Source organism: Nocardia sp. NPDC058114 (assembly GCF_042884695.1).
Classification (GTDB): domain Bacteria; phylum Actinomycetota; class Actinomycetes; order Mycobacteriales; family Mycobacteriaceae; genus Nocardia.
This window is the reverse complement of sequence record NZ_JBHVTK010000001.1, coordinates 1,010,043-1,033,940: the sequence shown is the minus strand read 5'-3', so window position 1 is coordinate 1,033,940 and position 23,898 is coordinate 1,010,043. Positions and strand designations below refer to the sequence as shown.

Genomic DNA, 23,898 nt, shown 5'->3' with positions numbered 1-23,898 from the left:
GGCCCGGCCGTGCCGGTTACCGAGACGATCGGCCGAAAATGGCGCGCACGGACGGGAAGAACGCGGGCACCTGCGCGGCGTACGCGCGATAGGACGCACCGAACCGAGCGATGAGATCGCGCTCCTCCAGGTAGGTTCCGAGCAGGATGTACCCGGTCAGCCCGAGCGCCCACACCAGGTGTCCGACGGTGAACTCACTGGCGAACCAGAACGACACCAGCAGACCGGTCATCAGCGGATGACGAACCAGCTTGTAGACGCCGTTCACCTGCAGACGGTCGACCGTCGCGTCCGGTACCTGGATCACGTACTGGCGGTAGGCCTGACTGATGCCGAGCAGGTGGAAGTGGTTCAGCAGCAGGGTAGCCGCGTAGACCAGCACGAAGCCGATCCAGAACCCGGTGTCGAGCACCACCGCGAGCGCGCCGTCGGCCGACCACAGCACGTGCGGCACCGGCTGCCACGCCAGCATGATCACCCACATCACCAGGCACACGCCGATGATGTAGACGGTGCGCTCGAGCGCCTCGGGCACCCAGCGGGTGATGAACGCCTTGAACGAGGGCCGGGCCATGCCCGAGTGCTGCAGCGCGAACAGCGCGAGCAGCACCAGGTCGATCGCGATCGCGGGGACCGCGGACAGGTGCGGTCCCTTGTCCACCGTCTTGGGCAGCCACCAGCCGCCGGCGAACAGCAGCATCAGCGGCACCGTGATGCCGGCGAAACCGTAGACGGCGAAGGAGAACAGGAACGGGACGAGCCGCGAGGGGCTCGTCACCACGCCCCGAACCTGTTGCGGTGACATCAGATCCATGCGAACCACGGCAGGTAGCGTGAGCGAACGGTGCCCGCTTCCAGACGCGACTCCAGGCGCGCCTTCCACTTGTTGCCGTACCCCTCGTTGAGGAAACCGCCGGGCACGACCAGACGCCAACCCGACTGCGCCACCATCCAATACGGCACGATGACGCCGGGGTTCACGTCACGCATGTAGTCGAGCTTGTCGGGGATCTGGCTCCAGTGGATGCCGGGGTAGCGGTGGTGCACGCTGTGGTAGCCCTGGTTGAAGATCAGGAAGTTGAGGATGTTGCCCGCGTTGTTCAGCGAGGTGCTCGGCTCATCGGTGAATCCGCGCGCGGGAGCGTGGCTCAGCCAGGCGAAGTAGCCGGCGTTGACCTGGGTGATCAGGAACGGCACCCAGTAGAACAGCACGAACTTCTCGAAGCCCGCGACGTACCAGACAGAGCCGATCACGAGGGTGTACACCGCGAGATCGAAGATGAACTGGTGACGCGTCTTACGACGGCGCGGCGCCGGGTTCGCGGCGAACACCGTCCGCACCGTGTGGATCTTGACGACCATGCCGTAGCGGACCCAGTACCAGAGGGCGCCGATGCCCTTGTCCAGGCCGGTGGTCGCGGTGACATCGCCCGGGCCGTCGTTGAACCGGTGATGGTTGAGGACGTGCACCTCGCGCATCTCGGCCGCGGTCAGGTTGCCGGGCAGGCAGCACAGGATGTCGACCACCCGGTTGGGGAACTTGGACACGAACAGCGGGCGATGGGTGTGCATGTGCATCACGCCGATGGTCAGCGAGAGGTTCAGCAGCGAGAGCACGATGATCAGCGGTACCGCGATGTACCAGGTGGAGGTGCCGGGGATGAACAGCGCGGCTGCGGTCATGCCGATCCACAACGCGATGTGGAGCAGCGGGCCGACGTTGGATGCGTGCTCGAGTTTGAACACGCGCCGGCTGAACGGCGGTTTCTCTGTGGGCGCGACGGGCGTTCCGGTGCTCATGGGAGAGCTCCTTCGCTAGTAGTGACGATCATCGAGGAGGTGTTCCTCGACTACTGGTGGCTGCTGTTGTCGAGAGCGGCGAGCTGCAGCCGTGTGGCCAGCGCCCGGATCGCGTCGGGTTCGTGGCTCGGCACCCGCTCCATGGCACCGAAGGCCAGGTGATCGGCGATCATCATGGTGCGGATCGCCGAGTCGGAGAGTTCGCCGGTCAGGCGGCCTTCGGGCAGGGTTTGCACCAGCGCGAAGGTGGTGTCGACGATCAGCGGCATCAACGAGGTTTCCGTCGAAGCCAGGTCGCCCGCACCGAGCACCTGCGAGGCCGACGCCGAGCCGGTGGTGAAATCCGGTGAGGCGTCGAGCATCTGATGGATCGCGGCGTCGCCACTGCGGCGCACACGCTCGAGCATCGTGGTCCAGTAGGTGGACGAGGCGGCGGCCAGCGTGGCCGCGGCGACCGGGCGCCGGAAGGGTGCGGGCGCCCCGACCGCGCCACACAGGAACGCCGAGGTCGTGATCGTCATGTACGCCATCGCCGCCCGCGCGCCCAGGCTCGGCGTGCCGGGACCGAGCTTGGCCAGCAGCGCGAAGCCGCCGAGGGCGGGGGTGAGCTGGCGCAGCATCACCATCCGGGTGAGTTCCTCACGGTCGGCGGCGCCGTAGATCGCGAGTTCGTTGTCGCGCAGGTCGTTGGCCGACTGGGCGATCACGGCGACACAACCGGTCAGTTCCCGCAGATCCGCTTCGGGCAGCACATCTTCGGCGACCAGGGCGCAGGCGTAATGGGTGATCCGGCCGAGCACGCCTTCGCTGTAGGCGACGCGGGTCAGCGGTGCGTCGATATTGCGCGCCATGACCCGGCCCACATCGGTGAGCACCAGCCCGACCCGCTCGCGACCCTGCTCGGACAACGCCGCGAGCAGCGCCCTGATGTCGGCGATGCGCTCGGCGAGTACCCGGTCGACGGCTTCGCTGTCGCGGATCTTGCCCTCGAGCGCGGGCAGCGGCGGTGGGAGGGTGTCGCTCGCGCCGTTGAGGTAATCCACTGCCGCCAGCACGGCGCCGCTGGCTACCGCGCGATCGCTGAGGTCTTCGAAAGCGTCGAGCACACGACAGGCGAGCAGCGCTGCGGTGGCCTCGTCGCGCAAGGTCGCAGGCAGCAGACCGACGGCGATGCCCAGGTTGCGGCCCGCGGGGATCAGCGCGAGCGCGGCCAGTTCCCGCGGTGACCGCGCGGCGCGCAGTGCGTCCAGATCCGGTGCGCGGCGCAGGTTGCGCAGTCCGCGGATCAGGAGGGGAAGTCGTGCTGAGCTCATCGGGAGATCACCTGCTCGAGAAGTTCGCGCAGGTCGTCGCGCGCGAGGGAAGGGGGAAAGACGTCGAGTGCGCGGGTGGCCTTCTCGGTGGCGTCCATCGCGACCAGGCGGGCCGCTTTGGTGGCACCGCTCTCGACCAGGTCTTCCTGCAGGGTCGCGCTGGAAATCTCTGCGTCCAGCCACATTTCGCGGGCGCCGGGCCGCGAGCCGAGCCATTCGATGACCGGCCAGGTCGGCACCCGGCGTTCGAGGTCACCGCCGGCGTCCTTGCCCAGGCCCGGTCCGCCCTCGATGTCGCGGACGTCGTCCATGATCTGGAAGGCGAGCGCGAGCTGGTCGGCGTACTCCATCAGGGCGTAGAGCCGGTCGAGATCGACCCCGCCCGCGGTGCCGCCGTACGCGCACGACAGCCGGAACAGGGTGCCGGTCTTGGCCCCTGCCACGAGTTCGTAGTGGCGGCGCAGCGCGACCTCGTCGATCGAGGGCGGCAGGGTCTCGATGAGCTGACCGTAGGACAGGTCGGAGAGCCGGTCGGCGTAGGTGATGCCGGGCGCCTCACCGACCCGCGCGAAGACCTCGGGGTTGTCGGTCAGCACGCGGGCGACGACCTGCATCGATGCGCCGGCCAGGTGGAATCCGGCGCGGGCACTGGTGCGCACGCCGAACGCGGCGGGCACCGACGGTGCGTCGCGGCGCAGCAGCGATCCGTCGCAGATGTCGTCGTGGACCAGCGAGGATTCGTGCAGCATCTCCATCGCGCAGGCCAGGTCGACGGCGTCGCCCAGCGGGGCAGCGGTGTCGGCGGCGTCGGGGAGCAACCCGGCGCAGGCCAGGACCAACCGGGCCCGCACCCGTTTGCCGGGAGCGGCCAGGATGTGGGTGTAGATCGCGTCGAAATCCTCACCGGTGATGAGCAGTTCCCGCAGTCGTGCGGTGACCAGCGCCAGCTGCTCGGTCGGTCCGGCCGGTCTGGGCATGACCACCACTTGGTCGCCCGAGTGCTGGTCACCCGAGTGCTGTGCTGCGGGTAGCGCGGGATTATCCATAGCGCTGAGCTCCTTTGGTGTGGTCACGATGCGGAGAGGTTCACCGGCAACTGCCGGACACGGGTTTATGGAGTTTCCGGCGGGGCAGTCGTAGGGAGTCACCTCTCGCAGCCGACGGGGTCGAGCGTCCCGTTCGCTGGCTACCGACGGGTAGTTTTGTAGAGGAAGCTCGAGATGTCAAGCATTCCAACATGTTCCAAGTTTGAAACCTACAATTGTGCTGTACCACAATGGTTTACGGATACTTCAGGCGGGGAACACAGCAGCGACAGCCGACTGCCGGTTCCAGGTGTGCGGCGTAATCGCCTGCACTACAACGGCTTCCGCGTCATCGCGATAATCCGGGGGCGAACTCATGAGTCGCGGAGCTGCCCGGGGTAGACACCTCGGGAGTCATCCGGCGATGCGTGGGGGTCGACCGCGATACGGTCGGGTCGGCGCTCGCAACGTCAATGTTGTTGGCACACACACGATTCGGGACCAGAGTGACACGAACTGTCCGTCCGTCAACAACTCCGGTGACTGGGACAGCCCTGTGTGAACCATACAATCCGATTCGCGTTACCGCGAGCCGAGGCGCGATCGGGAACCGACCCGAAGGCCCGCGGCGATCCGATATCACGCCCACCGTAACGATGAAACCTGGTGCAGCACTGTTAGTTTCGCTAGCAACGCAGCGGACAGCGAAGCGGCCGAGTGAAAAGCCGCGACCGGGTTCGGTCAGCGGGCGGCGGTGCTGCCCAGGCTGCCGAGGACCAGGAGGTTCGGCGCCGGGTGGTCGACGGACGGGGACGGAGCCGTGGAACGGGCAGGGGGGCGCATGATCGTGCAGCGACGGACCAAAACGGTGCCACAGGCGTGGACGGTGGTGGTGATCAGGTCCTCGGCCAGCGGCAGGTCGTCTTCGCGATAGGCGTAGACCGAGAAGCGCACCGTGCGACATTCGCTGTTCGGGTCGGCCTGCTGAACCGCTTCGGCGGGGCAGCTCGACAGGAGCATGATCGCGGCGGCCAGGTCCGCACAGGGATCACTACCGACCAGCGAGCCGGCGGCGAAGGCAGCGAAAAGTGTGCGCAGGCAAGGCTGTTCGGGCCTCTGCTGGGAGTCCTGGATCTGCGACCAGCGGCGCAAGGCCGGATGGTCGGCGATGTCGGCCCTGCCCTGCCACCGCCGGCGCGCGCAGTCGAGCAGCCGGGCGGACGTCGAGTCCCACACATGGGGCGCCTCGATCCGGGCGACGATCCGCAGTAGGCGGCATTCGTCGGCAGCGGTGGCCACGGGCGGTTCGATGAGCGGCGCCGTCGCTTGTCGGTGCGTCTGCATTGTCGACCTCCTACCGCACGAGAGAAGAACCGAACGGGCGCTGCGCGGCGGCGGCGGAACCACGCCGCCACGCCAGGCGGAACGCCCACGCCGAGGCCAGCACCGACATGACGACGACGGTCGCGATCACCCCGAAGACCACCCCACCGGACCACCCGACACCGTCGTATCGCGCGATCAACGCCGACGCGAGAATCGGGCCCGCCGTGATGAACACGGGAATCAGCAAGATCAACCCGAGGGTCACCAGGCTCGACGGCGTCATCACTGTTTTCGCTGCGGAGAAATCACGTCGAGAGATCATGGTGTGCGGCCCCGACGGCTGCGTGACTGTAGCCATTTCCGCCCTCTCCGTTACCTGAATGGAACCCAGCGAAACTATCGAGTCCCAAACGTACAGCCCCGATCCTGCCTACCGCGTACTTCGTCACGAAACAGTGATAACCCGAAACTGAACCAAATCCGTACAGCAGGCATAACCCCAGCTCAGACAGCATTTACTCGGTAGCCATCAATTTGCTGTTCCTGTTTATCATTCAGATCGGATAACAATTTCAGGGGGCGATCATGCACACGTCAGCCTTCTCGATGAGCATGTCTTCGATCCCATCCGAAAAGCAATCAGTTCGACAATCCGCCTGATCGAAATCTCGTCGCGCAATTACCAAGCGGCGACAGCTGTTTCGAGTCGGGAACATTGTTCGGCGCGCACGACGCGGAGTCAGCCCGGTTCGCTACCGAAGCTGCCTTCCAGCCGATTGCGCGAACCCGGATGCACGAGCCGTGCCACGCTGACCAACCCGCCCGACGACCAGGTGCGGCGCCGGATGAGCAGGCACGGCTCGTCGGCGTCGATGCCGAGCAGCACGCACTCCTCGCGGGCGGCCCGCACCGCCTCGACGACATGCTCGCCGCGCAGCAGCGGCGCGACCTCACTGAGGTAGCTGTTCGGGGTGACGGTGGTGAAGTCCTGGGCGAGGTAGTCGGGGGCCTGCGCCGGGTTGACGTAGCGGTCCTCGAGCTGGATCGGCACGCCGTCCTCCAAGTGCACCAGCAGCGAGTGGAATACCGTGCCGCCCATGGCATTCGCCATTTCCGCGTCGCCGGGCACCTCGGACCGCACGAACACCACCTCGGTGCGATGACGATGCCCGCGACCGGTGATCTCGTCGGCGATGTTGCGGACCTCGAACAGCGGCGAGGTGGCCTTGCTCGCCGCGACGAAGGTGCCCACACCCATCACCCGGGTGAGCGCGCCGTCGGCGGTCAGGTCACGCAGGGCGCGATTGATCGTCATCCGGGACAGCCCGAGTGCGGCGACGAACTGGTTCTCCGAGGGGATCTGCTCCCCCGCGTTCCACCGGCGCGCCTTGATCTGCGCCATGATCAGCTGCTTGACCCGTTCATACGCCGCGAATTCGCTGCCGAGCTCGCCGTAGAGCGCGGCCAGCTCCGCATCGACCACCTCGATCGCCACCACCGAACATCTCCTCGCCTCGCCCAGAGAATACGTTGCGCTCGAACCTCGTCGGCACTTGTATATACAGGACTATACTGCCCTCATGACCGACGCGACACCGCCTGTCTCCGGCCCTCGTCCCGTGTCCGCTCCGCGCGGCATCGAGTTGCACACCCTCGGTTGGCAGCAGGAGGGTGCCTTGCGGATGTTGATGAACAATCTCGATCCCGAGGTCGCCGAACGCCCCGATGACCTGGTCGTCTACGGCGGGACCGGGCGAGCGGTACGCAGTTGGGCGGCATTCGACGCGATCGTGCGAACGCTGGAGACCCTCGCCGCGGACGAGACATTGCTCGTGCAGTCCGGGAAACCGGTGGGGGTGTTCCGCACCAACGAATGGGCGCCGCGGGTGCTGCTGGCGAATTCGAACCTCGTCGGCGACTGGGCCACCTGGGACGAGTTCCGCAAGCTCGAGCAGTTGGGGCTGATGATGTACGGGCAGATGACGGCCGGGTCGTGGATCTACATCGGCAGCCAGGGCATTCTGCAGGGCACCTACGAGACCTTCGGCGCGGTGGCACGCAAGCGATTCGGCGGCACCCTCGCCGGCACCATCACGCTCACGGCGGGCGTCGGCGGGATGGGTGGCGCGCAACCGCTCGCGGTCACGATGAACGACGGCGTCGCGCTGTGCGTGGACTGCGATCCGGCGCGTATCGACCGGCGGATCGCGCACGGCTACCTCGACACGAAGGCCGCGACCTTGCGGGAGGCACTGGATCTCGCCGTCGCCGCGCGTGACGAGCGCAGGCCGCTCTCGATCGGCCTGGTCGGCAATGCGGCCCAGGTCTTTCCCGCACTGCTGGCCATGGGCGCACCGATGGACATCGTCACCGATCAGACCTCGGCCCATGATCCGTTGTCCTACTTGCCGATCGGCGTCGCACTCGAGGACTGGCACACCCTCGCCGAGAAGGATCCGGTCTGGTTCACCACCGAGGCGCAGGCGTCGATGGCCGCGCACGTCGAGGCGATGGTCGGATTCATGGACGCGGGCGCCGAGGTGTTCGACTACGGGAACTCGATTCGCGACGAGGCCCGCAAAGGCGGCTACGACCGGGCTTTCGCCTTTCCCGGCTTCGTTCCCGCCTACCTCCGCCCGCTCTTCGAAGAGGGCCTCGGTCCGTTCCGGTGGGCGGCGCTCTCGGGTGATCCGGCCGATATCGCCGCCACCGACCGCGCGATCCTGGAACTGTTTCCCGGCAACGACCATCTGCGCCGCTGGATCACCCTGGCGGGCGAGAAGGTGAAGTTCGAAGGTCTGCCCGCGCGGATCTGCTGGCTCGGTTACGGCGAACGCCATCGCGCGGGTCTGAAATTCAACGAGATGGTCGCCTCGGGTGAGCTGTCGGCTCCCCTGGCCATCGGCCGCGACCACCTCGACTCCGGCTCGGTGGCCTCCCCCTACCGCGAAACCGAGGCGATGGCCGACGGCTCCGACGCGATCGCAGACTGGCCGCTGCTCAACGCACTGCTCAATACCGCGTCCGGGGCGAGCTGGGTGTCGATCCATCACGGTGGCGGGGTCGGGATGGGCCGTTCGATCCACGCGGGCCAGGTGTGTATCGCCGACGGCACCGAGCTGGCCGCGCGGAAGCTGGAGCGGGTGCTGACCAACGACCCGGGCACCGGGGTGATGCGACACGTCGACGCGGGTTACGAGCACGCGGCCGAGGTGGCTCGTGAACGGGGTGTGCGGATTCCGATGCAGGAGAGCTGACCGGCCCGGAAAAGACGAGGGCCCCGGCAGTGCCGGGGCTCTTTCCACTTTCAATATATAGCGTAAACAGGGACTTGCGGCAAGGCCCCGGGGTTGCTGCACAATCATCCGGTCGCACCGGAAAAAGTACAGTTAGGGGCCTATGTCAGCGCACGGGTACGAAGAGGAACGCCGATCCGAGCAAAGCTATGTCGCCGGGTTGTACTCGCGCCTCGATGCCGAGCGGGCACGGGTGAAGGGCCGCTACAGCTCCGCGCTGCGCACGAAGGGCGACTCCCCCATGGAGCGCGACAACGAGGTGCGGGCGCTGGGCAAGGAAGTACAGCGCCTCGACGTGGCCGACAACGGACTGTGTTTCGGCCGGCTCGACGCGGCCTCGGGCGAGCGGTCCTACATCGGCCGGATCGGGCTGTTCAACGAGTCGAACGATCTCGAACAGCTGCTCCTGGACTGGCGGGCACCCGCGGCGCGCGCTTTCTATGTCGCCACCGCGGCCAACCCGGAGGGCATGCGCCGGCGGCGGCAGTTCCACACCCGCGGCCGCCGGGTGGTCGATTTCACCGATGAGGTGCTCGGCCGCCCCGACGGGAGCGAGGGCGGAACCGACGCCGCGCTGCTCGCCGCGGTCGACGCGCCACGCGGGGACGGGATGCGCGATATCGTCGCGACGATCCAGGCCGAACAGGACGAGATCATCCGCCTGGAGCACCCGGGTGTGACCGTGATCGAGGGCGGTCCCGGCACCGGGAAGACCGTGGTGGCGCTCCACCGCGTCGCGTACCTGCTCTACACCCAGCGCAGGCGGATGGAGCGCCAAGGCGTGCTCGTGGTCGGGCCCAATCCGGCCTTCCTGAACCACATCGCCCATGTGCTGCCCTCGCTCGGCGAGACGAATGTCGTGTTCGCCACCACCGCCGACCTCGTGCCCGGTCTGCGCGCGACGGCGGAGGACACCCCCGAGGCGGCCCGGCACAAGGGTTCGCTGCGAATCCTCGACGTCCTCGCCGCGACGATCGCGGATCGCCAGCGACTGCCCGAAGCGCCGCTGACGATCGCGCTGACCGATGTGACGGTGCGGATCGATGCCGCGACCGCGGAGTGGGCCAGGCAGGAGGCGAGGGAGAGCGGGCGCCCGCACAACGAGGCGCGCGCGGTGTTCACCGAGATCATCACCTACGTTCTCACCGAGCGCGCGATCGCCCGGATCGGCGAGGGCTGGCTGACTCGCGACGACACCGAGGCATGGGAACAACTGCGCGCCGACCTGGTCCGCGAGCTCGCCGACAACGACGAGTTCACCGCGGCGCTGGATCAGTGCTGGCCGATCCTGAAGCCGGAAACCGTGCTGTCCCAGCTGTATTCGTCACACGATCGGCTGCGGGCAGCAGGCGCGGACGCGGCGCTGTGGCGGGCCGACGGTGGCGCGTGGACGGTCTCGGACGTGCCGCTGCTCGACGAACTCGTCGACCTGCTCGGCCGCGACACAGCCGCCGACGACTCCGCCGAGCGAGAGCGCAAAGCCGAGGCCGAGTACGCGGCCGGCGTACTGGACACCCTCATCAGCCGCGAAGACCTGATGGACGACGAGGACCACCTGCTCGCCCAGGACATGCTCTACGGCGAAGACCTGGCCGAACGCTTCCTCGAACGCGACACCCGCGAACTCGCCGAACGTGCCGCGGCCGACCGGGAGTGGACCTACGGACACGTGGTGGTCGACGAGGCCCAGGAGCTGTCGGAGATGGACTGGCGGGTGCTGATGCGGCGGTGCCCGAGCCGCTCCTTCACGATCGTCGGCGATCTCGCGCAGCGCCGGTCGGCGGCGGGCGCGAGGTCCTGGGCCACGATGATGGAGCCCTACGTCCCCGGCCGCTGGATCTATCGTGCCCTGACGGTGAACTACCGCACCCCCGCCGAGATCATGGCCGTGGCCGCCGATGTGCTCGCCGAGTTCGCACCCGATGTCCGCCCGCCGGACTCGGTGCGATCCTGCGGTGTCGCACCCTGGTCGCATCGGGTCACCGACCACGAATTGCCCACCGCGATCGAGGAATTCGTGCGGGCTGAGGCGGGCCGCGAGGGAACGAGCATCGTGATCGGGCCACCCGGGGTACCCGGCACGGTGCCCGCGTCGGAGACGAAGGGCCTCGAGTTCGACGCGGTGCTGGTCGTGGATCCGCAGCGCATCCTCGCCGACGGCCCCCGCGGCGCCGCCGAACTCTACGTCGCCCTCACCCGCGCCACCCAACGCCTCGGCGTCCTGCACCAGACCTCGCTGCCCGAGTCGCTGCGCGGGCTCACCGAGATCGAACCGGCACAGCAGCTGCAGGCGTAGCGCGATCACTGACTGCGGCAATCGCCTTCGCCGTCCGCCCGCGTGGGCCGATCGCAGGTCAGCGGCAACAGCGTCGATGCCATCGGGCGGATCAGTGCAGGCGAGACAGCGGTCCCAGGCCGGGGTTTCGCTCGCGCGTACCCCGCTCAGCCGAGCGGACCGGTCACCGATTCGGCGGCGGCGAGCAGCGCGCCGGATGCCGCGAGGCGGACCGCTGCCTCGATGTCCGGGGCGAGGTAGCGGTCGGGCCCCGGGCCGGGGACTCGGTCGCGCAGCGCGGTCAGTACGGCAGCGGTCGCGGGCGCCGGGGTCAGCGGGGCGCGGAGGTCGAGGCCGCGGGCCGCGGTGAGGGCTTCGATGGCCAGGACTCGGGTGAGGCCGTCGAGGGCGCGGCGGAGTTTGCGGGCGGCGGACCAGCCCATCGAGACGTGGTCCTCCTGCATGGCCGAGGAGGGGATCGAGTCGACCGAGGCGGGCGCGGCCAGGCGCTTGAGGTCGGAGACGATGGCGGCCTGGGTGTACTGGGCGATCATGTGACCGCTGTCGACGCCGGGATCGTCGGCCAGGAACGGGGTGAGGCCGTGGTTGCGGGCCTTGTCGAGGAAGCGGTCGGTGCGGCGTTCGCTCATCGAGGCGACGTCGGCGATCACGATGGCCAGGAAGTCCAGCACATAGGCGACGGGGGCGCCGTGGAAATTGCCGTTGGACTCGACCCGGCCGTCGAGGGTGACGACGGGGTTGTCCACGGCACTGGCCAACTCGTGGCCGGCGACGCGTTCGGCGTGGTCGAGGGTGTCGCGGGCGGCGCCGACGACCTGGGGTGCGCAGCGCAGCGAGTAGGCATCCTGGACGACGGTGCAGTCCGGGGTGGCGTGGCTGGCCACGATCGGCGAATCCGCCAGCACGCGCACCATATTGGCGGCCGCGACCGCCTGGCCCGGTTGCGGGCGCAGTGCTTGCAGGTCGGCGGCGAAGACCTTGTCGGTGCCGAGCAGACCCTCCACGCTCATCGACGCGGTCACATCGGCCAGGCGCAGCAGGGCCCGCAGGTCGTGGCAGGCGAGTACCAGCATGCCGAGCATGCCGTCGGTGCCGTTGATCAGCGCGAGGCCTTCCTTCTCCGCGAGCTCGACCGGGGCGATACCGGCGTCGGCCATGGCCTCGGCGGCAGATCGCAGCTCGCCGGTCGCGTCCCGGACGGTGCCCTCCCCGATCACCGCCAGTGCGACGTGGGCCAGCGGCGCGAGATCACCGGAACAGCCCAGGCTGCCGTACTCGTAGACCACCGGGGTGATGCCCGCCGACAGCAGCGCGGCATAGGTCCGCGCGACCACCGGGCGTACCCCGGTCCGGCCGGTCGCGAGGGTCGACAGGCGCAGCAACATCAAGGCGCGCACCACCTCCCGCTCCACTTCTGCGCCCGACCCCGCCGCATGCGAGCGAATCAGACTCCGCTGCAACTGCTTGCGTGACTCCGGCGGAATATGACGGACGGCCAGCGCACCGAACCCGGTCGACACCCCGTACACCGGCCTCGGGTCCGCGGCCAGCGCTTCGATCCGCGCACGACTCGCCTCGATGGCGGCGACGGCATCGTCGGACACCACCACCGCGACGCCGTCCCTGGCCACCCGGACCAGATCCCGCGCCGAGACCGGACCCGTGCCGACGACGACCGGTCCGGGCCGATCCGGGTCGATGCTCACGATGCTTCTCCCATCACTGCGGGCTACCCCTTGACGTTCTTGTCTATACAGGTCTATACCTACCGTACGTGTCCTGGCGCGCATCCGCCGGGCCCGCCACCTGATCTCGAAGGAACGCGTCGACCTGCCCGCGCTCTACGATCCGAAGGGCCGCTACGGTGCGAGCAACGTGCCCGCGCTGCTCGCCCGCGCACAGGGTCTATCGCGCGCACACCGCCATACTCGACATCCGCGCCGAGGAGGACTCCTCCATGCCCACCACCGTGCTGACCGATATCGGCACTCTCGTCACCAACGACCCGGCGCTGGGCGAGGGCCCGCTGGGGCTGCGGCGCGACGCCGCGCTGGTCATCGACGACGGGCGGGTGGCGTGGGTCGGTGACAGTGCCGCCGCGCCGGCCGCCGACACCGCGTTCGATCTCGGCGGACGCGCGGTGCTGCCGGGGTTCGTCGAGTCGCACGCGCATCTGGTGTTCGCGGGCGACCGCGCCGAGGAGTTCGCGGCGAGGATGGCGGGGCGACCCTATGGGGCCGGTGGCATCCGCACCACGATCGCGGCGACGCGGGCAGCGAGCGACGAGCAGCTCGCGGCGACGGTACAACGGCTGCTGGACGAGTCGTTGCGGGCAGGCAGCACCACGGTCGAGTGCAAGAGCGGCTATGGGCAGACCGTGGCCGACGAACTGCGCAGCGTCCAGATCGCGGCCCGCTGCACCGACGAGGTGACGCTGCTCGCCGCGCACGTGCCGCCGCCCGAATACGCCGGGCGCGCCGACGACTACGTGACGATGGTGTGCGAGGAGATGATCCCGCGGTGCGCGCCGTACGCCCGGTGGATCGATGTGTTCTGTGAGCAGGGCGCCTTCGATCGCGATCAGGCGCATGCCGTGCTGACCGCGGGGATCGCGCACGGGCTGGTGCCGCGAGTCCACGGCAATCAGCTGCATCAGGGACCAGGGGTGCAGTTGGCCGTCGAGCTCGGCGCTGCGTCGGTGGATCACGTCTCGCACGTGAATCGTGCCGATATCGATGCGCTCGCGGGCAGCGATACGGTGGCCACACTGCTGCCGGGCGCCGACTTCTGTACGCGCAACAGCTATCCCGATGCCAGGGCGCTGGTGGACGCGGGGGTCACCGTCGCGCTCGGCGCGGACTGCAATCCGGGTACCAGCTACACCACGAGCTTGCCGTTCTGTATCGCCCTGGCGGTGCGGGAAATGCACATGACACCCGACGAGGCGGTCTGGGCGGCAACCGCAGGTGGTGCGAAGGCGTTGCGGCGCACCGATATCGGTTCCCTCTCCCCCGGTTTCCGTGCCGATGTCATCACACTCGACGCCCCCTCGCACCTGCACCTCGCCTACCGCCCCGGCGTTGCGCTGGTCGGTCAGGTGTGGCGCGAAGGAGCCCTCGTCGCGAATCGAGGTGGGGTGCGGTGACTTCCGAATCCGCCTGGACCGGTCGCGTCGACGGCACGACGCCGGAGCACCTGCGCTGGCATCAGGCCGTCACGCCGTACGAGCCGGGCAACGACGATCCCGGCGCCTGTGTTTTCGTCGGCTTCGCCTGCGAGGAAGGCGTGCGCCGGAACAAGGGCCGCCTCGGCGCGGCGGCGGGCCCGGACGCGCTGCGCCGCGCGCTGTCGCCGATGGCGCTCGCCACCGAGCTGCGCGCCTTCGACGCGGGGACGATCGCCGTCACCGACGACCGGCTGGCGGACGGTCAGCGACGACTGGGCGAGACGGTGTCCGCGCTGCTGGACGACGGCGCTTTCCCGGTCGTGCTGGGCGGCGGCCACGAGGTCGCCTACGGCACCTACCTCGGACTGGCCGGTTCGGCTCGCCGCGTCCCGGGCAGCGTCATCGGAATCCTCAACCTCGACGCGCATTTCGACCTGCGTCCCGATCCCGTGCCCAGTTCCGGCACCCCGTTCCGGCAGATCCTCGAGACCGGCGACGACGTCCGGTACGCGGTGATCGGGATCAGCCAGCCCAGCAACACCCGGGTCCTGTTCGACACCGCGGACAGATTCGGGGTGCGTTATCTCCTCGACGACGACTGCGAGCCTGCCCGGGTCGCCGCCTTCGTCGACGACTTCCTGGCCGGGATCGACCTGCTGTATCTGACGATCGATCTCGACGTCCTCCCCGCCGCGGTGGCTCCCGGTGTGAGTGCCCCCGCGGCCTACGGTGTCGCGCTGTCCACGATCCAGGCCGTCTGCGACCGCGTCACCGCCTGCGGCAGACTCGCGGTTGTCGATGTCGCCGAACTGAATCCGCGGCTCGACATCGACAACCGCACCGCCCGCACCGCCGCCCGGCTGATCCACCGGATCGTCACCCGCCACGTCGGGTGAGCACCGTCGCGGGACTCAGAAGTACCGGATCCACACATAGATCCAGGCGATGACACTGCTGAGCAGCGTGACCAGCATGCCGTACTTGGTGAACTGCCAGAAGGTGATCCGCTGCCCCGCGCGGGCGGCGATCCCGAGGGCGACCACATTGGCGCTGGCCGCCACCGCCGTGCCGTTCCCGCCGAAGTCGGCGCCCAAGGCGAACGCCCACCACAGCGCCTGCCCGGTAGCTGGATCCGGTGCGCCCGCGACGATGTCCTCCACCACCGGCGCCATGGTCGCGGTATAGGGAATGTTGTCGACGAACGCGCCGAGGATCGCCGAACCGAACACCAGCGCGGTCGCGGCCAGGAAGTAGTTGTCCCCGACCCAGCCGATCGCGGCGTCACCGATCGTGGCGATCACCCCGGTGTGCACCAGGCCCGCGACCATTACGAACAGACCCATGAAGAACACCAGCGTCGGCCATTCCACCTCGTGCAGGACATCGCCGATGTCGAGGCCGGAGACCAGCACCATGATGCCCGCGCCGACCAGCGCGATCACCGACGGCGCGACGTGCAGCACGCTGTGCAGGCAGAAGCCGACGACCACACCGGTGAGCACGATCATGGAGCGCACCAGCAGTTTCGGATCGCGGATCGCGCGCCGTTCCTGCAGCGCCATCACCGCGTCGACCGAGGTGGGATCGGTGCGCAGCGCCGAGCGGAACAGCACCCGGGTGAGCGCGACGAACAGCACGAACGTGATCACCACGATCGGGGCCATGTGCACGAGGAAGTCGTTGAACGTCAGCCCGGCCCGGCTGGCGATGATGATGTTGGGCGGGTCGCCGATCAGCGTCGCCGCGCCGCCGATATTGGACGCGAGCACCTCGGCGATCAGGAACGGTTGCGCGGCGATGCCGAGACGTCGGCACACCACCAGCGTCACCGGGGCGACCAGCATGATGATGGTGACGTTGTCGAGAAACGGCGACGCGACCGCGGTGATCAACATCAGCATCACCATCAGGCGATACGGGTTGCCGCGCGAACGTTTGGCCGACCAGATCGCCAGGTAGTCGAACAGGCCGGTCTGCTTGATGACGCCGACGATGATCATCATCCCGAGCAGCAGGAAGATGACGTTCCAGTCGATGCCCTCGTGGGCGGAATAGAAGACCTCGTCGCCGGGGATCAGGCCGAGCAGCGCCATCGCGCCCGCGGCGATCAGGACGGTTTTGACCTTGTCGGCCTTCTCCGTGGCGATGAAGAAGAAGGCGATCACGAAGATGACGACGGCAAGCGCTGCAGCCATGCGCGGCGTGGCGTTCAGTCGCCGGGGCCGACGACAGCGAGGCTGGTCAGCAACCGTTCCAGGGTGATCGCGCCGCGCAGGGTGCGCGAACGGTCGACCACGGCGATGAGCGGACTGTGCTTGCGCGCCATCAGGATCGCGATTTCGAGCAGGGTCGCGTCGGGGGGGACCGTGGCCGGCTTGCTCGCGCCGTCGGGCAGACAGTCGCCGACGGTGAGGCTGCCGGGTTCCTGCCAGAACAGGTCGGCGTGCACCTCGTCGATCGTGCGGACCAGCGTCGGGTCGTCGTGATAGGAGGCCGGAATCGCCAGGCGTAGCACCTGGGTTCCCGGCAGGACCGCCACCGGCCGGTCGAGTTCGTCGACGACGATCAGACCGGGCAACCGGTTGACGACCATCAGCCGCACCGCACGGGCGACGGGGTCGCTGGTGCGAACGGTCGGCAGGTTCATCGCGATATCGCGTGCGCGCATGGCATGACTCCGGAGGGATTCGACGGTGCTCACGGCTGGGCCTGCCGTCCGGTCAGGTGGTCCAGGCGTTGTTCCAGGCGGGCGAGCCGGTCGCCGAACGGCCGCGAACGCATCAGCTCGGCGACCTGGTCGGCCTCGTCGGGTTCCAGCTCGATGTCGACCGTCGGTTCGTCGCTGCCCCCCGCGTAGGCGAGCAGGCGTCGCGCACCCGACGAGTGCGTCAGCAGGGCGAAGCGAATGCCGTGGCGGGTGTGGAAGCTGTGCAGCACACCGGCTCCCGGGATCGTGGTCCGGTCGATATCCATGGCCGGCGGTCCTTCCTCGGATCGTCGAAAGCGTCTGATCGAAGTCTGGTTCGCGCAGGTGGCGGGCACTATCGGCCGTGACACCCATTTCCTGGGCAGGTCGGTGCCGGTCAACGGGTGCGGGATGGGTGCTGGGCACCATGGACAGAACGCGGGGGCGCCAGCATGCTGGTGTCATGAACCGTCTCGCAGCGCTGCGAGCAGGACGCTCGCGGCGAATCCGAACGCCGGTGACGGCGTTGTTCTGGCGGATCTGCTTGCTCAACGGCGTGATCTTCACCCTCGGCACGCTGATCTTGGCCTTCTCACCGGCCACGGTGTCGGCCCGGCTGCGCCTGACCGAGGTGCCGGTGCTGGTGATCGGGCTCGCGGTGATCCTGACGGCGAACGCCGTGGCGCTGCGCACGTCGCTGGCTCCGCTCGACGAGCTGGTCGCCTCCATGCGCCGCGTCGATCCGCCCCGGCGCGCGGTCCGGCTCGAGCGCGATGCGAGCGGGGACTTCCATCAGCTGATCGAGACCTTCAACGCGATGCTCGACCGCTTGGAAGCCGAACGTTCGGTCGCCGGTGGGACCGCGCTGGCCGCCCAGGAAGGTGAGCGGCGGCGCATCGCCCGCGAACTGCACGACGAGATCGGCCAGAGCCTGACCGTGGCGCTATTGCGGCTCAAACGGGTTGTCGACCGGGCGCCCGCCGACCTGCGTGAGGACGTCGAGCAGGCGCAGGAAACAGTGCGCGGTTGTCTGGACGAGGTGCGCGGGATCGCCGCGCGGCTGCGGCCCGACGTGCTCGAGGAACTCGGCCTGCACAGCGCGATCACCGCGCTGTGTCACGAATTCGGCCGCACGGCGGGCATTTCCGTGCGCCGCGAGGTCGACCCGGCGATCAGCCGCCTCGACCCCGACATCGAACTCGTCTGCTACCGGGTCGCTCAGGAGAGCTTGACGAACGTGTTGCGCCACGCCGATGCCGACGCGGTGAGCTTGCTGATCGCACCGCGAGCCGGCACCGTGCTGCTGCGGGTGACCGACAACGGTCGCGGCGGCGCGGTCGAGGACGGGGCGGGCATCCGCGGGATGCGCGAGCGCGCGATGCTGATCGACGCCACGCTGACCATCACATCCCCGGCATCGGGCGGTACCGCGGTCGAACTGATCGTCCCGGTCGCCGCACGCGAAGGAGTGCCCGCATGAGCGCGCCGACCCGGATTCTGCTGGCCGACGACCACGCCCTGGTGCGCAGCGGGTTGCGCATGATCCTGGACAACGAACCGGACCTGCTCGTGGTCGCCGAGGCCGCCAACGGGCTGGACGCGGTCACCGCCCTCGCCGACGACGGCATCGACCTGGTGATCCTCGATATCGCCATGCCGCGGATGACCGGTATCCAGGCCGCCCGCGAGATCACCAGGAACAACCATCCGGTGCGCATCCTGATGCTGTCGATGTACGACAACGAGCAGTATTTCTTCGAGTCGCTGAAGGCGGGCGCTTCCGGCTACGTGCTGAAGTCGGTGGCCGATCGCGACCTCATCGAGGCGTGCAGGGCCACGATGCGCGGTGAATCGTTCCTCTACCCGGGCGCGGTCACCGCACTCGTGCGCGACTACCTGCAACTCGCCCGGCAGGGCTCCGCGCTGCCGGAAACGATCCTCACCCCCCGCGAAGAGGAGGTGCTCAAGCTGATCGCCGAGGGGTACTCGGCGCGCGAGATCGCCGCCGAGCTGGTGATCAGCGCGAAGACTGTCGACCGGCATCGTGCCAACATCCTGCAGAAACTCGGCCTGCGCGACCGGCTCGACCTGACCAGATACGCCATCCGCGCCGGATTGATCGAGCCGTGAGAACACCGAGGGCCCCCGCAGCGAACGATCGCGCGGGGGCCCGGACACGGGTGGTTATTCCGCGTGCGGGTCGACCGTCACACGCTGCTTGCGACCGACCACCAGTCGCATCACCGGTTCCACGATGCGGGCGCCGATCGGGCCGATGATGGCCATCAGCAACACGTACGTGGTGGCGAGTGCGGCGAACTCGGCGGGCACCGCTCCGGCGGCCACCGCCAGGCCGGCGATGACGATCGAGAACTCACCGCGCGCGACCAACGCGGTACCCGCGCGAGCGCGGCCCAGTTGCGAGGCCCCCGCCCGTTTGGCCGCCCACCACCCCGTGGCGATCTTGGTGACGGTGGTGACCACCGCCAACAGCACCGCCCAGCCCAGCACCGGCGGAATACTCGCCGGATCGGTACTCAAACCGAACAGCACGAAGAACATCGCCGCGAACAGATCACGCAACGGTTCGAGGATCTTGGTGGCGTCGTGCGCGGTCGAATCCGAGATCGCGATACCGAGCAGGAACGCACCGACCGCCGCCGACACCTGCACCGCCGAGGCGATACCCGCCACCAGCAGCGCCGAACCGAGCAGCTTGAGCAGGAAGATCTCCCGATCCTCACTCGCCACGATCGCCGAGACGTACCTGCCGTATCGCAGCGCGACGATGAGCACCAGGGTCACCGCGACCAGCGCGATACCGACCGTGGTCATCCCCGCCACGAATCCGACACCGGCCAGCACGGCGGTGAGCACCGGCAGGTACACCGCCATCGCCAGGTCCTCGAACACCAGGATCGACAGCACCGTCGGCGTCTCCCGGTTACCCAGGCGGCCGAGGTCGTTGAGTACCTTGGCGACGATTCCGGAGGACGAGATGTAGGTGACGCCCGCCATCGCGATCGCCCCCGTCGGCCCGAGGCCGAGCATCAGCGCCACGATCACACCGGGAGTCGCGTTGAGCACCAGGTCGAGCAGACCGGCGGGCCACGATTTACGCATGCCGGTGACCAATTCACCGGCGGTGTATTCCAAACCGAGCAGCAACAGCAGCAGCACGACGCCGATCTCGCTGGCGATGTGGATGAAGTCCTCCACCTCGTGCAACTCGATCAGACCGCCCGTACCGAAGACCAACCCCCCGAGCAGGTAGAGCGGGATGGGCGAGAGGCCGATGCGGGCGGCGATCCGCCCGAGCACCCCCAACCCGAAGAACACAGCCCCCAGCTGGATCAATGCCAGCGCGGTTCCACTGATCTCCACCGGCTCAGCCGTCGGTCAGGATCGAAGCGGCGGCGTCGAGTCCGGCATTGGTGCCGACCACGACGACCATATCGCCGCCCGCGAACACGAACTCCGGTCCCGGCGATGCCAGGACCTGGCCCGCGCGCAGAACCGCCACGATCGAGGCGCGGGTCCTGGTCCGCAACTCGGTGTCGCCCAACCGTCGTGACGCATAGGGCGAACTCGGCGGTACCAGCATCGACCGCGTGCTCACTCCATCGAGTTCGCGATGTTCCTCGCGCAGTTGCGCGACCAACTGCGGTGCGCCGAGCAGACTCGCCAGCGTGCGGGCTTCGACGGCGGACAGTGGAATCTGGACCGTGGAATCCGGGTCGCCGACCTTCGTGAAAATCAGATCGGTACCACCATCGCGGTGGTCGACGATGCCGATCCTGCGGTCCACCTTCGACAGTGAAAACTCTTTGCGGACACCGATTCCCGGCAGGGATGTCACTTCTACATTCATGGGATCACCTAACCTCAGCTAGGGATACCTTACCTGCCCTTTACTATCCGCATGGATTGTCAGCCGGCGTCGAGGAGCCGTCCTGCCGCGTCCAGACCCTCGTCGGTGCCGACCACAACGACAAGATCACCGGGGATGAAAGTGAAATCTGTTCCCGGCGAAGGAGTCACCTCACCCGCGCGCACCACCGCCACGACCGAGGCCTTGGTGCGCGTGCGCATCTCGGTGTCGCGCAACGGCCTACCGTCGAACGGGCTGCCGCGATCGATCGCGAACTGCCTGGTCGACAGCTCGCCCGCACTGTGGGTCTCGCGTGTCTTCTGCACCACCTGCGGTGCGCCGAGCAGGCCGGCCAGCACACCGATCTCGGTGTCGGACAGGGGAATCGAGGTGGTCGAGTCGTAGTCGCCCGCTCGCGAGACGACCAGGTCGACGGAGCCGTCGCGATGTTCGATCACGCCGATCCGGCGGCGCGCCTCCGCCAGCGGAAAGTCCTTGCACACGCCGATTCCCGGTAAAGGCGTCACATCGATGTTCACGCCCTCACAGTACGACCAGATGGGAATAACACCAGCCCCTACCCTGCGCACCGGGCATACCAGCCGAAACAACTCGCGACCCTCGGGCTGTTCGCCTCGTTCACGATGGCGGTGACGACACAGTCGAGATCATCGGACTCGACGCCGCCGCCGAAGCCGGGCACGAGCGCCCGTCCGGCTTCGGCGGCGAGGAGCCACCAGCACCGCCGCAACCGAGGCCGACCATGGCGATCCCGTGGCGAGCAACCGCGGTGGCTTGCGTATTCGGGCAAAGTTGTGTGTTGTTGAACAGTGACCAACTCTTCCGGAGACGCGTATCCACTCACGGACACGATGACCACCACGACGGCGGTACACGACGGCGTCACGGTGCTGACGGTGACCGGCGAGGTCGACCTGGCGACCGCACCCGCGCTCGATGCCACCATCGAGGCCATCCTGGCCGACAAACCGGCGGCGCTGGTGATCGACCTGACCGCGGTCGGGTTCCTGGCGTCGGCGGGCATGGCGACGCTGGTCGCCGCACATCAGCGGGCAGGCGAGACCACCGCGATCGCGGTCGTGGCCGACGGACCCGCCACCAGTCGTCAGCTGAAGATGACGAGCCTGGACCAGGTGTTCGCCATGCACACCACCCTGGACGCCGCCTTGGCGTCGTTCACGTCCTGACACAACACAACGCGCCGCCGCCCGGGAATCCTCCGGACGACGGCGCGTTTGTCGTCGGTGGGGTCAGCAGAGCGAGCGCAGCTGCTCGATCAGCTTCACGCGACCGGCCGCGTTCTCGGCGATCGGCGTGACGTTGAGCGTGGTGACGCCCGCCTCGGCCATCGCGGCGATGCGCTCCTTCACGAAGCTCTCCGGGCCGATCAGCGACACGTCGCGCACCAGCTCGTCGGGCACGGCCTGGGTCGCGGCCTGCTTGTCGCCCGCCAGGTACAGCTCCTGGATGCGGTCGGCGGCCTCACCGTAGCCGTACTTGGTGGCGAGGGTGTGATAGAAGTTCTTGCCCTTGGCACCCATGCCGCCGATGTAGAGCGCCAGGTGCGGCTTCACGAACTCGAGCAGCGGAGTGACGTTCTCACCGATCGCCAGTGCCGGACCGGCGAAGATGTCGAGTTCGCCCAGCGCGGGATCACGCTTGGCCTTGCCCGCGGCGAGCGCGTCGCCCCACACGTCCTTCGCCTTCTCCGGCAGGAAGAAGATCGGCTGCCAGCCGTTGGCGACCTCGGCGGCCAGCTCCACGTTCTTCGGGCCGAGCGCGGCCAGCAGCACCGGGATGTCCGCGCGCACCGGGTGATTGATCAGCTTGAGCTCTTTGCCGAGGCCGGTGCCACGCTCGGCGGGCAGCGGGATCTGGTAGTACTTGCCCTGGTAGTTGAGCTTCTCGCGGCGCCACACCGTGCGGCAGATTTCGAGGAGTTCGCGGGTGCGCCCGATCGGGGCGTCGTAGGGGACGCCGTGGAAGCCCTCGATGACCTGCGGGCCCGACGCGCCGATGCCGAGGATGAAACGGCCGTCGGAGACGTAGTCCAGGCCCGCCGCGGTCATCGCGGTGAGGCTGGGGGTCCGGGTGTAGAGCTGCAGGATGCCCGAGGCCAGCTGCACCCGCTCGGTGCGGGCGGCCAGGAAGCCCAGCGCGCTCACCGCGTCGAACGAGTACGCCTCCGGCACGAAGACGATGTCGAGGCCGGCGCGTTCCAGGTCGGCGACCTCGGCCGCCGTCTCCTTGAAACCGTCCGTGTAGTTGATGCTCAATCCGATCCGCATGCACCCAACATAGCCCCGGACAACACGCGCACCCCGACCGGTCGGTCTGTCGGCACAGGTGCTGGTCGAGCGGGGTGCGTGGGCGGGCACGCGGTAGCGTTGAGGGGAAGATTCCACGCAATTCTCGCCGCATCGAAAGGCCACCCCGTCGTGTCGCAGCCCACCGTGTCGCCGCAGCAGATCGCCCCCTCCTTCGGTTCGGTGACCTTGGAGCACTACCTGTCGGAGCTGGCCGCGAAGGTGCCCGCCCCCGGCGGCGGGGCCGTGGCCGCGCTGCACGCCGCGCAGGCCGCCGCGCTGGTGGCGATGGTGGCGCGCTACACCACCCGCGCCAAGGACGCGCAGAACCGGCCGGTGATCGACCAGATCATCGTGGCCGCCGACGCCGCGCTGGCCAGGTCGCTCGCGCTCGCCGACGCCGACGCGGCCGCGTTCACCGCCGTCGGCGCGGCCTACAAGCTGCCCAAGGACACCGACGCCGAGATCACCGCCCGCACCGCGGCGATCAACGCGGCACTCGTCGAAGCCGCGCGGGTGCCCGCCGCCGTGGTCGACGAGGCCGACGAAATCCTCTCGCTGGCCGCCGAACTGCTGCCGATCGGCAATCCGAACGTCGTCACCGATATCGGCGCCGCCGCCGACGCCGCCCGCGCCGCGGCGATGAGTTCGCAGCTCAATATCGAGATCAACGTCGGCTCGCTGCCCGCCGACCTCGGCGACCCGTTCGCCGCCGCGCTGTTGCGCGTCGATACCATCGCGGCCCGCGCCGACGCCCTGCACGGCGACGTGCTGCACGCGGTCCGCGGCTGA

General features: G+C 68.4%; 23 protein-coding genes. 8 read left to right on the top strand and 15 right to left on the bottom strand.

What is annotated here, in order from left to right:
- Positions 1-16 precede the first annotated feature (16 nt).
- The 7 genes from ACFVVI_RS04695 to hutC form a co-directional block, all read right to left on the bottom strand.
- On the bottom strand, positions 17-814 hold the full coding sequence (locus ACFVVI_RS04695; RefSeq protein WP_378627342.1) for a methyltransferase family protein: 798 nt from the start codon (positions 812-814) through the stop codon (positions 17-19).
- Positions 805-1,800, bottom strand: a complete 996-nt coding sequence (locus ACFVVI_RS04690; protein ID WP_378988261.1) for a fatty acid desaturase — start codon at positions 1,798-1,800, stop codon at positions 805-807. Before ACFVVI_RS04690 ends, ACFVVI_RS04695 begins: the two co-directional genes overlap by 10 nt.
- Before the next feature lie 50 nt (positions 1,801-1,850).
- Positions 1,851-3,113 (bottom strand): hypothetical protein, encoded by a 1,263-nt coding sequence (locus ACFVVI_RS04685; RefSeq protein ID WP_387443214.1) that lies wholly within the window; start codon positions 3,111-3,113, stop codon positions 1,851-1,853.
- Positions 3,110-4,159, bottom strand: coding sequence for a polyprenyl synthetase family protein (locus tag ACFVVI_RS04680; RefSeq protein ID WP_378656323.1), 1,050 nt, complete (start codon positions 4,157-4,159; stop codon positions 3,110-3,112). Before ACFVVI_RS04680 ends, ACFVVI_RS04685 begins: the two co-directional genes overlap by 4 nt.
- Before the next feature lie 720 nt (positions 4,160-4,879).
- Positions 4,880-5,482 (bottom strand): hypothetical protein, encoded by a 603-nt coding sequence (locus ACFVVI_RS04675; protein ID WP_387443212.1) that lies wholly within the window; start codon positions 5,480-5,482, stop codon positions 4,880-4,882.
- Positions 5,483-5,492: 10 nt separating this feature from the next.
- Positions 5,493-5,822, bottom strand: a complete 330-nt coding sequence (locus tag ACFVVI_RS04670; protein ID WP_387443210.1) for a hypothetical protein — start codon at positions 5,820-5,822, stop codon at positions 5,493-5,495.
- 381 nt (positions 5,823-6,203) lie between these two features.
- Positions 6,204-6,962 (bottom strand): histidine utilization repressor, encoded by a 759-nt coding sequence (hutC, locus tag ACFVVI_RS04665; RefSeq protein WP_387443208.1) that lies wholly within the window; start codon positions 6,960-6,962, stop codon positions 6,204-6,206.
- Positions 6,963-7,044: 82 nt separating this feature from the next.
- Between hutC and hutU the strand changes: the two genes are divergently transcribed.
- Entirely contained in the window at positions 7,045-8,721 is a 1,677-nt protein-coding gene (hutU, locus tag ACFVVI_RS04660; RefSeq protein ID WP_387443205.1) for a urocanate hydratase, read from the top strand.
- A 142-nt stretch (positions 8,722-8,863) separates the two neighbouring features.
- A complete protein-coding gene (helR, locus tag ACFVVI_RS04655; protein ID WP_387443203.1) occupies positions 8,864-11,056 on the top strand; it encodes an RNA polymerase recycling motor ATPase HelR in 2,193 nt (730 codons plus the stop codon).
- A 146-nt stretch (positions 11,057-11,202) separates the two neighbouring features.
- Here the strand turns inward: helR and hutH are convergent, their stop codons facing one another.
- Positions 11,203-12,762, bottom strand: coding sequence for a histidine ammonia-lyase (hutH, locus tag ACFVVI_RS04650; protein WP_387443201.1), 1,560 nt, complete (start codon positions 12,760-12,762; stop codon positions 11,203-11,205).
- A gap of 251 nt (positions 12,763-13,013) precedes the next feature.
- Between hutH and hutI the strand changes: the two genes are divergently transcribed.
- Positions 13,014-14,201, top strand: a complete 1,188-nt coding sequence (gene hutI / locus ACFVVI_RS04645) for an imidazolonepropionase (protein ID WP_387443198.1) — start codon at positions 13,014-13,016, stop codon at positions 14,199-14,201.
- Complete coding sequence (hutG, locus tag ACFVVI_RS04640) at positions 14,198-15,118, top strand: formimidoylglutamase (protein ID WP_387443196.1); 921 nt, start codon at positions 14,198-14,200, stop codon at positions 15,116-15,118. The genes hutI and hutG overlap by 4 nt, the downstream gene beginning before the upstream one ends.
- 15 nt (positions 15,119-15,133) lie before the next feature.
- Here hutG and ACFVVI_RS04635 read toward each other — a convergent pair whose 3' ends face one another.
- The 3 genes from ACFVVI_RS04635 to ACFVVI_RS04625 are packed head-to-tail and all read right to left on the bottom strand — an operon-like array spanning position 15,134 to position 17,195.
- The gene (locus ACFVVI_RS04635; RefSeq protein ID WP_378988291.1) at positions 15,134-16,417 is read right to left on the bottom strand and encodes an ArsB/NhaD family transporter; all 1,284 of its coding nucleotides are present in this window, start codon (positions 16,415-16,417) and stop codon (positions 15,134-15,136) included.
- Between the two features lie 14 nt (positions 16,418-16,431).
- Positions 16,432-16,890, bottom strand: a complete 459-nt coding sequence (locus tag ACFVVI_RS04630) for a CBS domain-containing protein (protein ID WP_378988294.1) — start codon at positions 16,888-16,890, stop codon at positions 16,432-16,434.
- Positions 16,891-16,919: 29 nt separating this feature from the next.
- Positions 16,920-17,195, bottom strand: coding sequence for a hypothetical protein (locus ACFVVI_RS04625; RefSeq protein ID WP_378988297.1), 276 nt, complete (start codon positions 17,193-17,195; stop codon positions 16,920-16,922).
- Positions 17,196-17,371: 176 nt separating this feature from the next.
- On the opposite strand from ACFVVI_RS04625, the gene ACFVVI_RS04620 reads away from it, so the two are divergent.
- Positions 17,372-18,388: a histidine kinase gene (locus ACFVVI_RS04620; RefSeq protein WP_387443193.1), complete on the top strand. Its 1,017-nt coding sequence runs from the start codon at positions 17,372-17,374 to the stop codon at positions 18,386-18,388.
- Positions 18,385-19,038: a response regulator transcription factor gene (locus ACFVVI_RS04615; protein WP_364405344.1), complete on the top strand. Its 654-nt coding sequence runs from the start codon at positions 18,385-18,387 to the stop codon at positions 19,036-19,038. Before ACFVVI_RS04620 ends, ACFVVI_RS04615 begins: the two co-directional genes overlap by 4 nt.
- A 54-nt stretch (positions 19,039-19,092) precedes the next feature.
- On the opposite strand, the gene ACFVVI_RS04610 is transcribed toward ACFVVI_RS04615, so the two are convergent.
- Genes ACFVVI_RS04610 through ACFVVI_RS04600 form a run of 3 tightly spaced genes read right to left on the bottom strand, consistent with a single transcriptional unit; the run spans position 19,093 to position 21,318 of the window.
- The gene (locus tag ACFVVI_RS04610) at positions 19,093-20,286 is read right to left on the bottom strand and encodes a cation:proton antiporter (RefSeq protein WP_378988475.1); all 1,194 of its coding nucleotides are present in this window, start codon (positions 20,284-20,286) and stop codon (positions 19,093-19,095) included.
- Between the two features lie 10 nt (positions 20,287-20,296).
- Entirely contained in the window at positions 20,297-20,779 is a 483-nt protein-coding gene (locus tag ACFVVI_RS04605; RefSeq protein ID WP_378988303.1) for a cation:proton antiporter regulatory subunit, read from the bottom strand.
- A gap of 59 nt (positions 20,780-20,838) precedes the next feature.
- Positions 20,839-21,318 carry a cation:proton antiporter regulatory subunit gene (locus tag ACFVVI_RS04600; RefSeq protein WP_378627311.1) on the bottom strand — a complete coding sequence of 160 codons (480 nt, stop codon included), beginning with the start codon at positions 21,316-21,318 and terminating at the stop codon, positions 20,839-20,841.
- Positions 21,319-21,651: 333 nt separating this feature from the next.
- Here ACFVVI_RS04600 and ACFVVI_RS04595 point away from each other — a divergent pair, with 333 nt between their 5' ends.
- Positions 21,652-21,987 (top strand): STAS domain-containing protein, encoded by a 336-nt coding sequence (locus tag ACFVVI_RS04595; protein ID WP_387443189.1) that lies wholly within the window; start codon positions 21,652-21,654, stop codon positions 21,985-21,987.
- A 63-nt stretch (positions 21,988-22,050) separates the two neighbouring features.
- On the opposite strand, the gene ACFVVI_RS04590 is transcribed toward ACFVVI_RS04595, so the two are convergent.
- On the bottom strand, positions 22,051-23,088 hold the full coding sequence (locus tag ACFVVI_RS04590) for an LLM class F420-dependent oxidoreductase (protein WP_378627308.1): 1,038 nt from the start codon (positions 23,086-23,088) through the stop codon (positions 22,051-22,053).
- 150 nt (positions 23,089-23,238) lie between these two features.
- On the opposite strand from ACFVVI_RS04590, the gene ACFVVI_RS04585 reads away from it, so the two are divergent.
- Positions 23,239-23,898 carry a cyclodeaminase/cyclohydrolase family protein gene (locus ACFVVI_RS04585; protein ID WP_378988312.1) on the top strand — a complete coding sequence of 220 codons (660 nt, stop codon included), beginning with the start codon at positions 23,239-23,241 and terminating at the stop codon, positions 23,896-23,898.

What these genes read in the sequence shown, in the direction of transcription:
- ACFVVI_RS04595 (WP_387443189.1), top strand. Translation starts at nt 21,652, where the DNA reads ATGACCACCACGACGGCGGTACACGACGGCGTCACGGTGCTGACGGTG.
- hutI (WP_387443198.1), top strand. Translation starts at nt 13,014, where the DNA reads ATGCCCACCACCGTGCTGACCGATATCGGCACTCTCGTCACCAACGAC.
- ACFVVI_RS04630 (WP_378988294.1), bottom strand. Translation starts at nt 16,890, where the DNA reads ATGCGCGCACGCGATATCGCGATGAACCTGCCGACCGTTCGCACCAGC.
- ACFVVI_RS04590 (WP_378627308.1), bottom strand. Translation starts at nt 23,088, where the DNA reads ATGCGGATCGGATTGAGCATCAACTACACGGACGGTTTCAAGGAGACG.
- ACFVVI_RS04620 (WP_387443193.1), top strand. Translation starts at nt 17,372, where the DNA reads ATGAACCGTCTCGCAGCGCTGCGAGCAGGACGCTCGCGGCGAATCCGA.
- ACFVVI_RS04680 (WP_378656323.1), bottom strand. Translation starts at nt 4,159, where the DNA reads ATGGATAATCCCGCGCTACCCGCAGCACAGCACTCGGGTGACCAGCAC.
- hutU (WP_387443205.1), top strand. Translation starts at nt 7,045, where the DNA reads ATGACCGACGCGACACCGCCTGTCTCCGGCCCTCGTCCCGTGTCCGCT.
- ACFVVI_RS04635 (WP_378988291.1), bottom strand. Translation starts at nt 16,417, where the DNA reads ATGGCTGCAGCGCTTGCCGTCGTCATCTTCGTGATCGCCTTCTTCTTC.
- ACFVVI_RS04605 (WP_378988303.1), bottom strand. Translation starts at nt 20,779, where the DNA reads ATGAATGTAGAAGTGACATCCCTGCCGGGAATCGGTGTCCGCAAAGAG.
- ACFVVI_RS04615 (WP_364405344.1), top strand. Translation starts at nt 18,385, where the DNA reads ATGAGCGCGCCGACCCGGATTCTGCTGGCCGACGACCACGCCCTGGTG.
- ACFVVI_RS04625 (WP_378988297.1), bottom strand. Translation starts at nt 17,195, where the DNA reads ATGGATATCGACCGGACCACGATCCCGGGAGCCGGTGTGCTGCACAGC.
- helR (WP_387443203.1), top strand. Translation starts at nt 8,864, where the DNA reads ATGTCAGCGCACGGGTACGAAGAGGAACGCCGATCCGAGCAAAGCTAT.
- ACFVVI_RS04670 (WP_387443210.1), bottom strand. Translation starts at nt 5,822, where the DNA reads ATGGCTACAGTCACGCAGCCGTCGGGGCCGCACACCATGATCTCTCGA.
- ACFVVI_RS04690 (WP_378988261.1), bottom strand. Translation starts at nt 1,800, where the DNA reads ATGAGCACCGGAACGCCCGTCGCGCCCACAGAGAAACCGCCGTTCAGC.
- ACFVVI_RS04675 (WP_387443212.1), bottom strand. Translation starts at nt 5,482, where the DNA reads ATGCAGACGCACCGACAAGCGACGGCGCCGCTCATCGAACCGCCCGTG.
- ACFVVI_RS04695 (WP_378627342.1), bottom strand. Translation starts at nt 814, where the DNA reads ATGGATCTGATGTCACCGCAACAGGTTCGGGGCGTGGTGACGAGCCCC.
- ACFVVI_RS04685 (WP_387443214.1), bottom strand. Translation starts at nt 3,113, where the DNA reads ATGAGCTCAGCACGACTTCCCCTCCTGATCCGCGGACTGCGCAACCTG.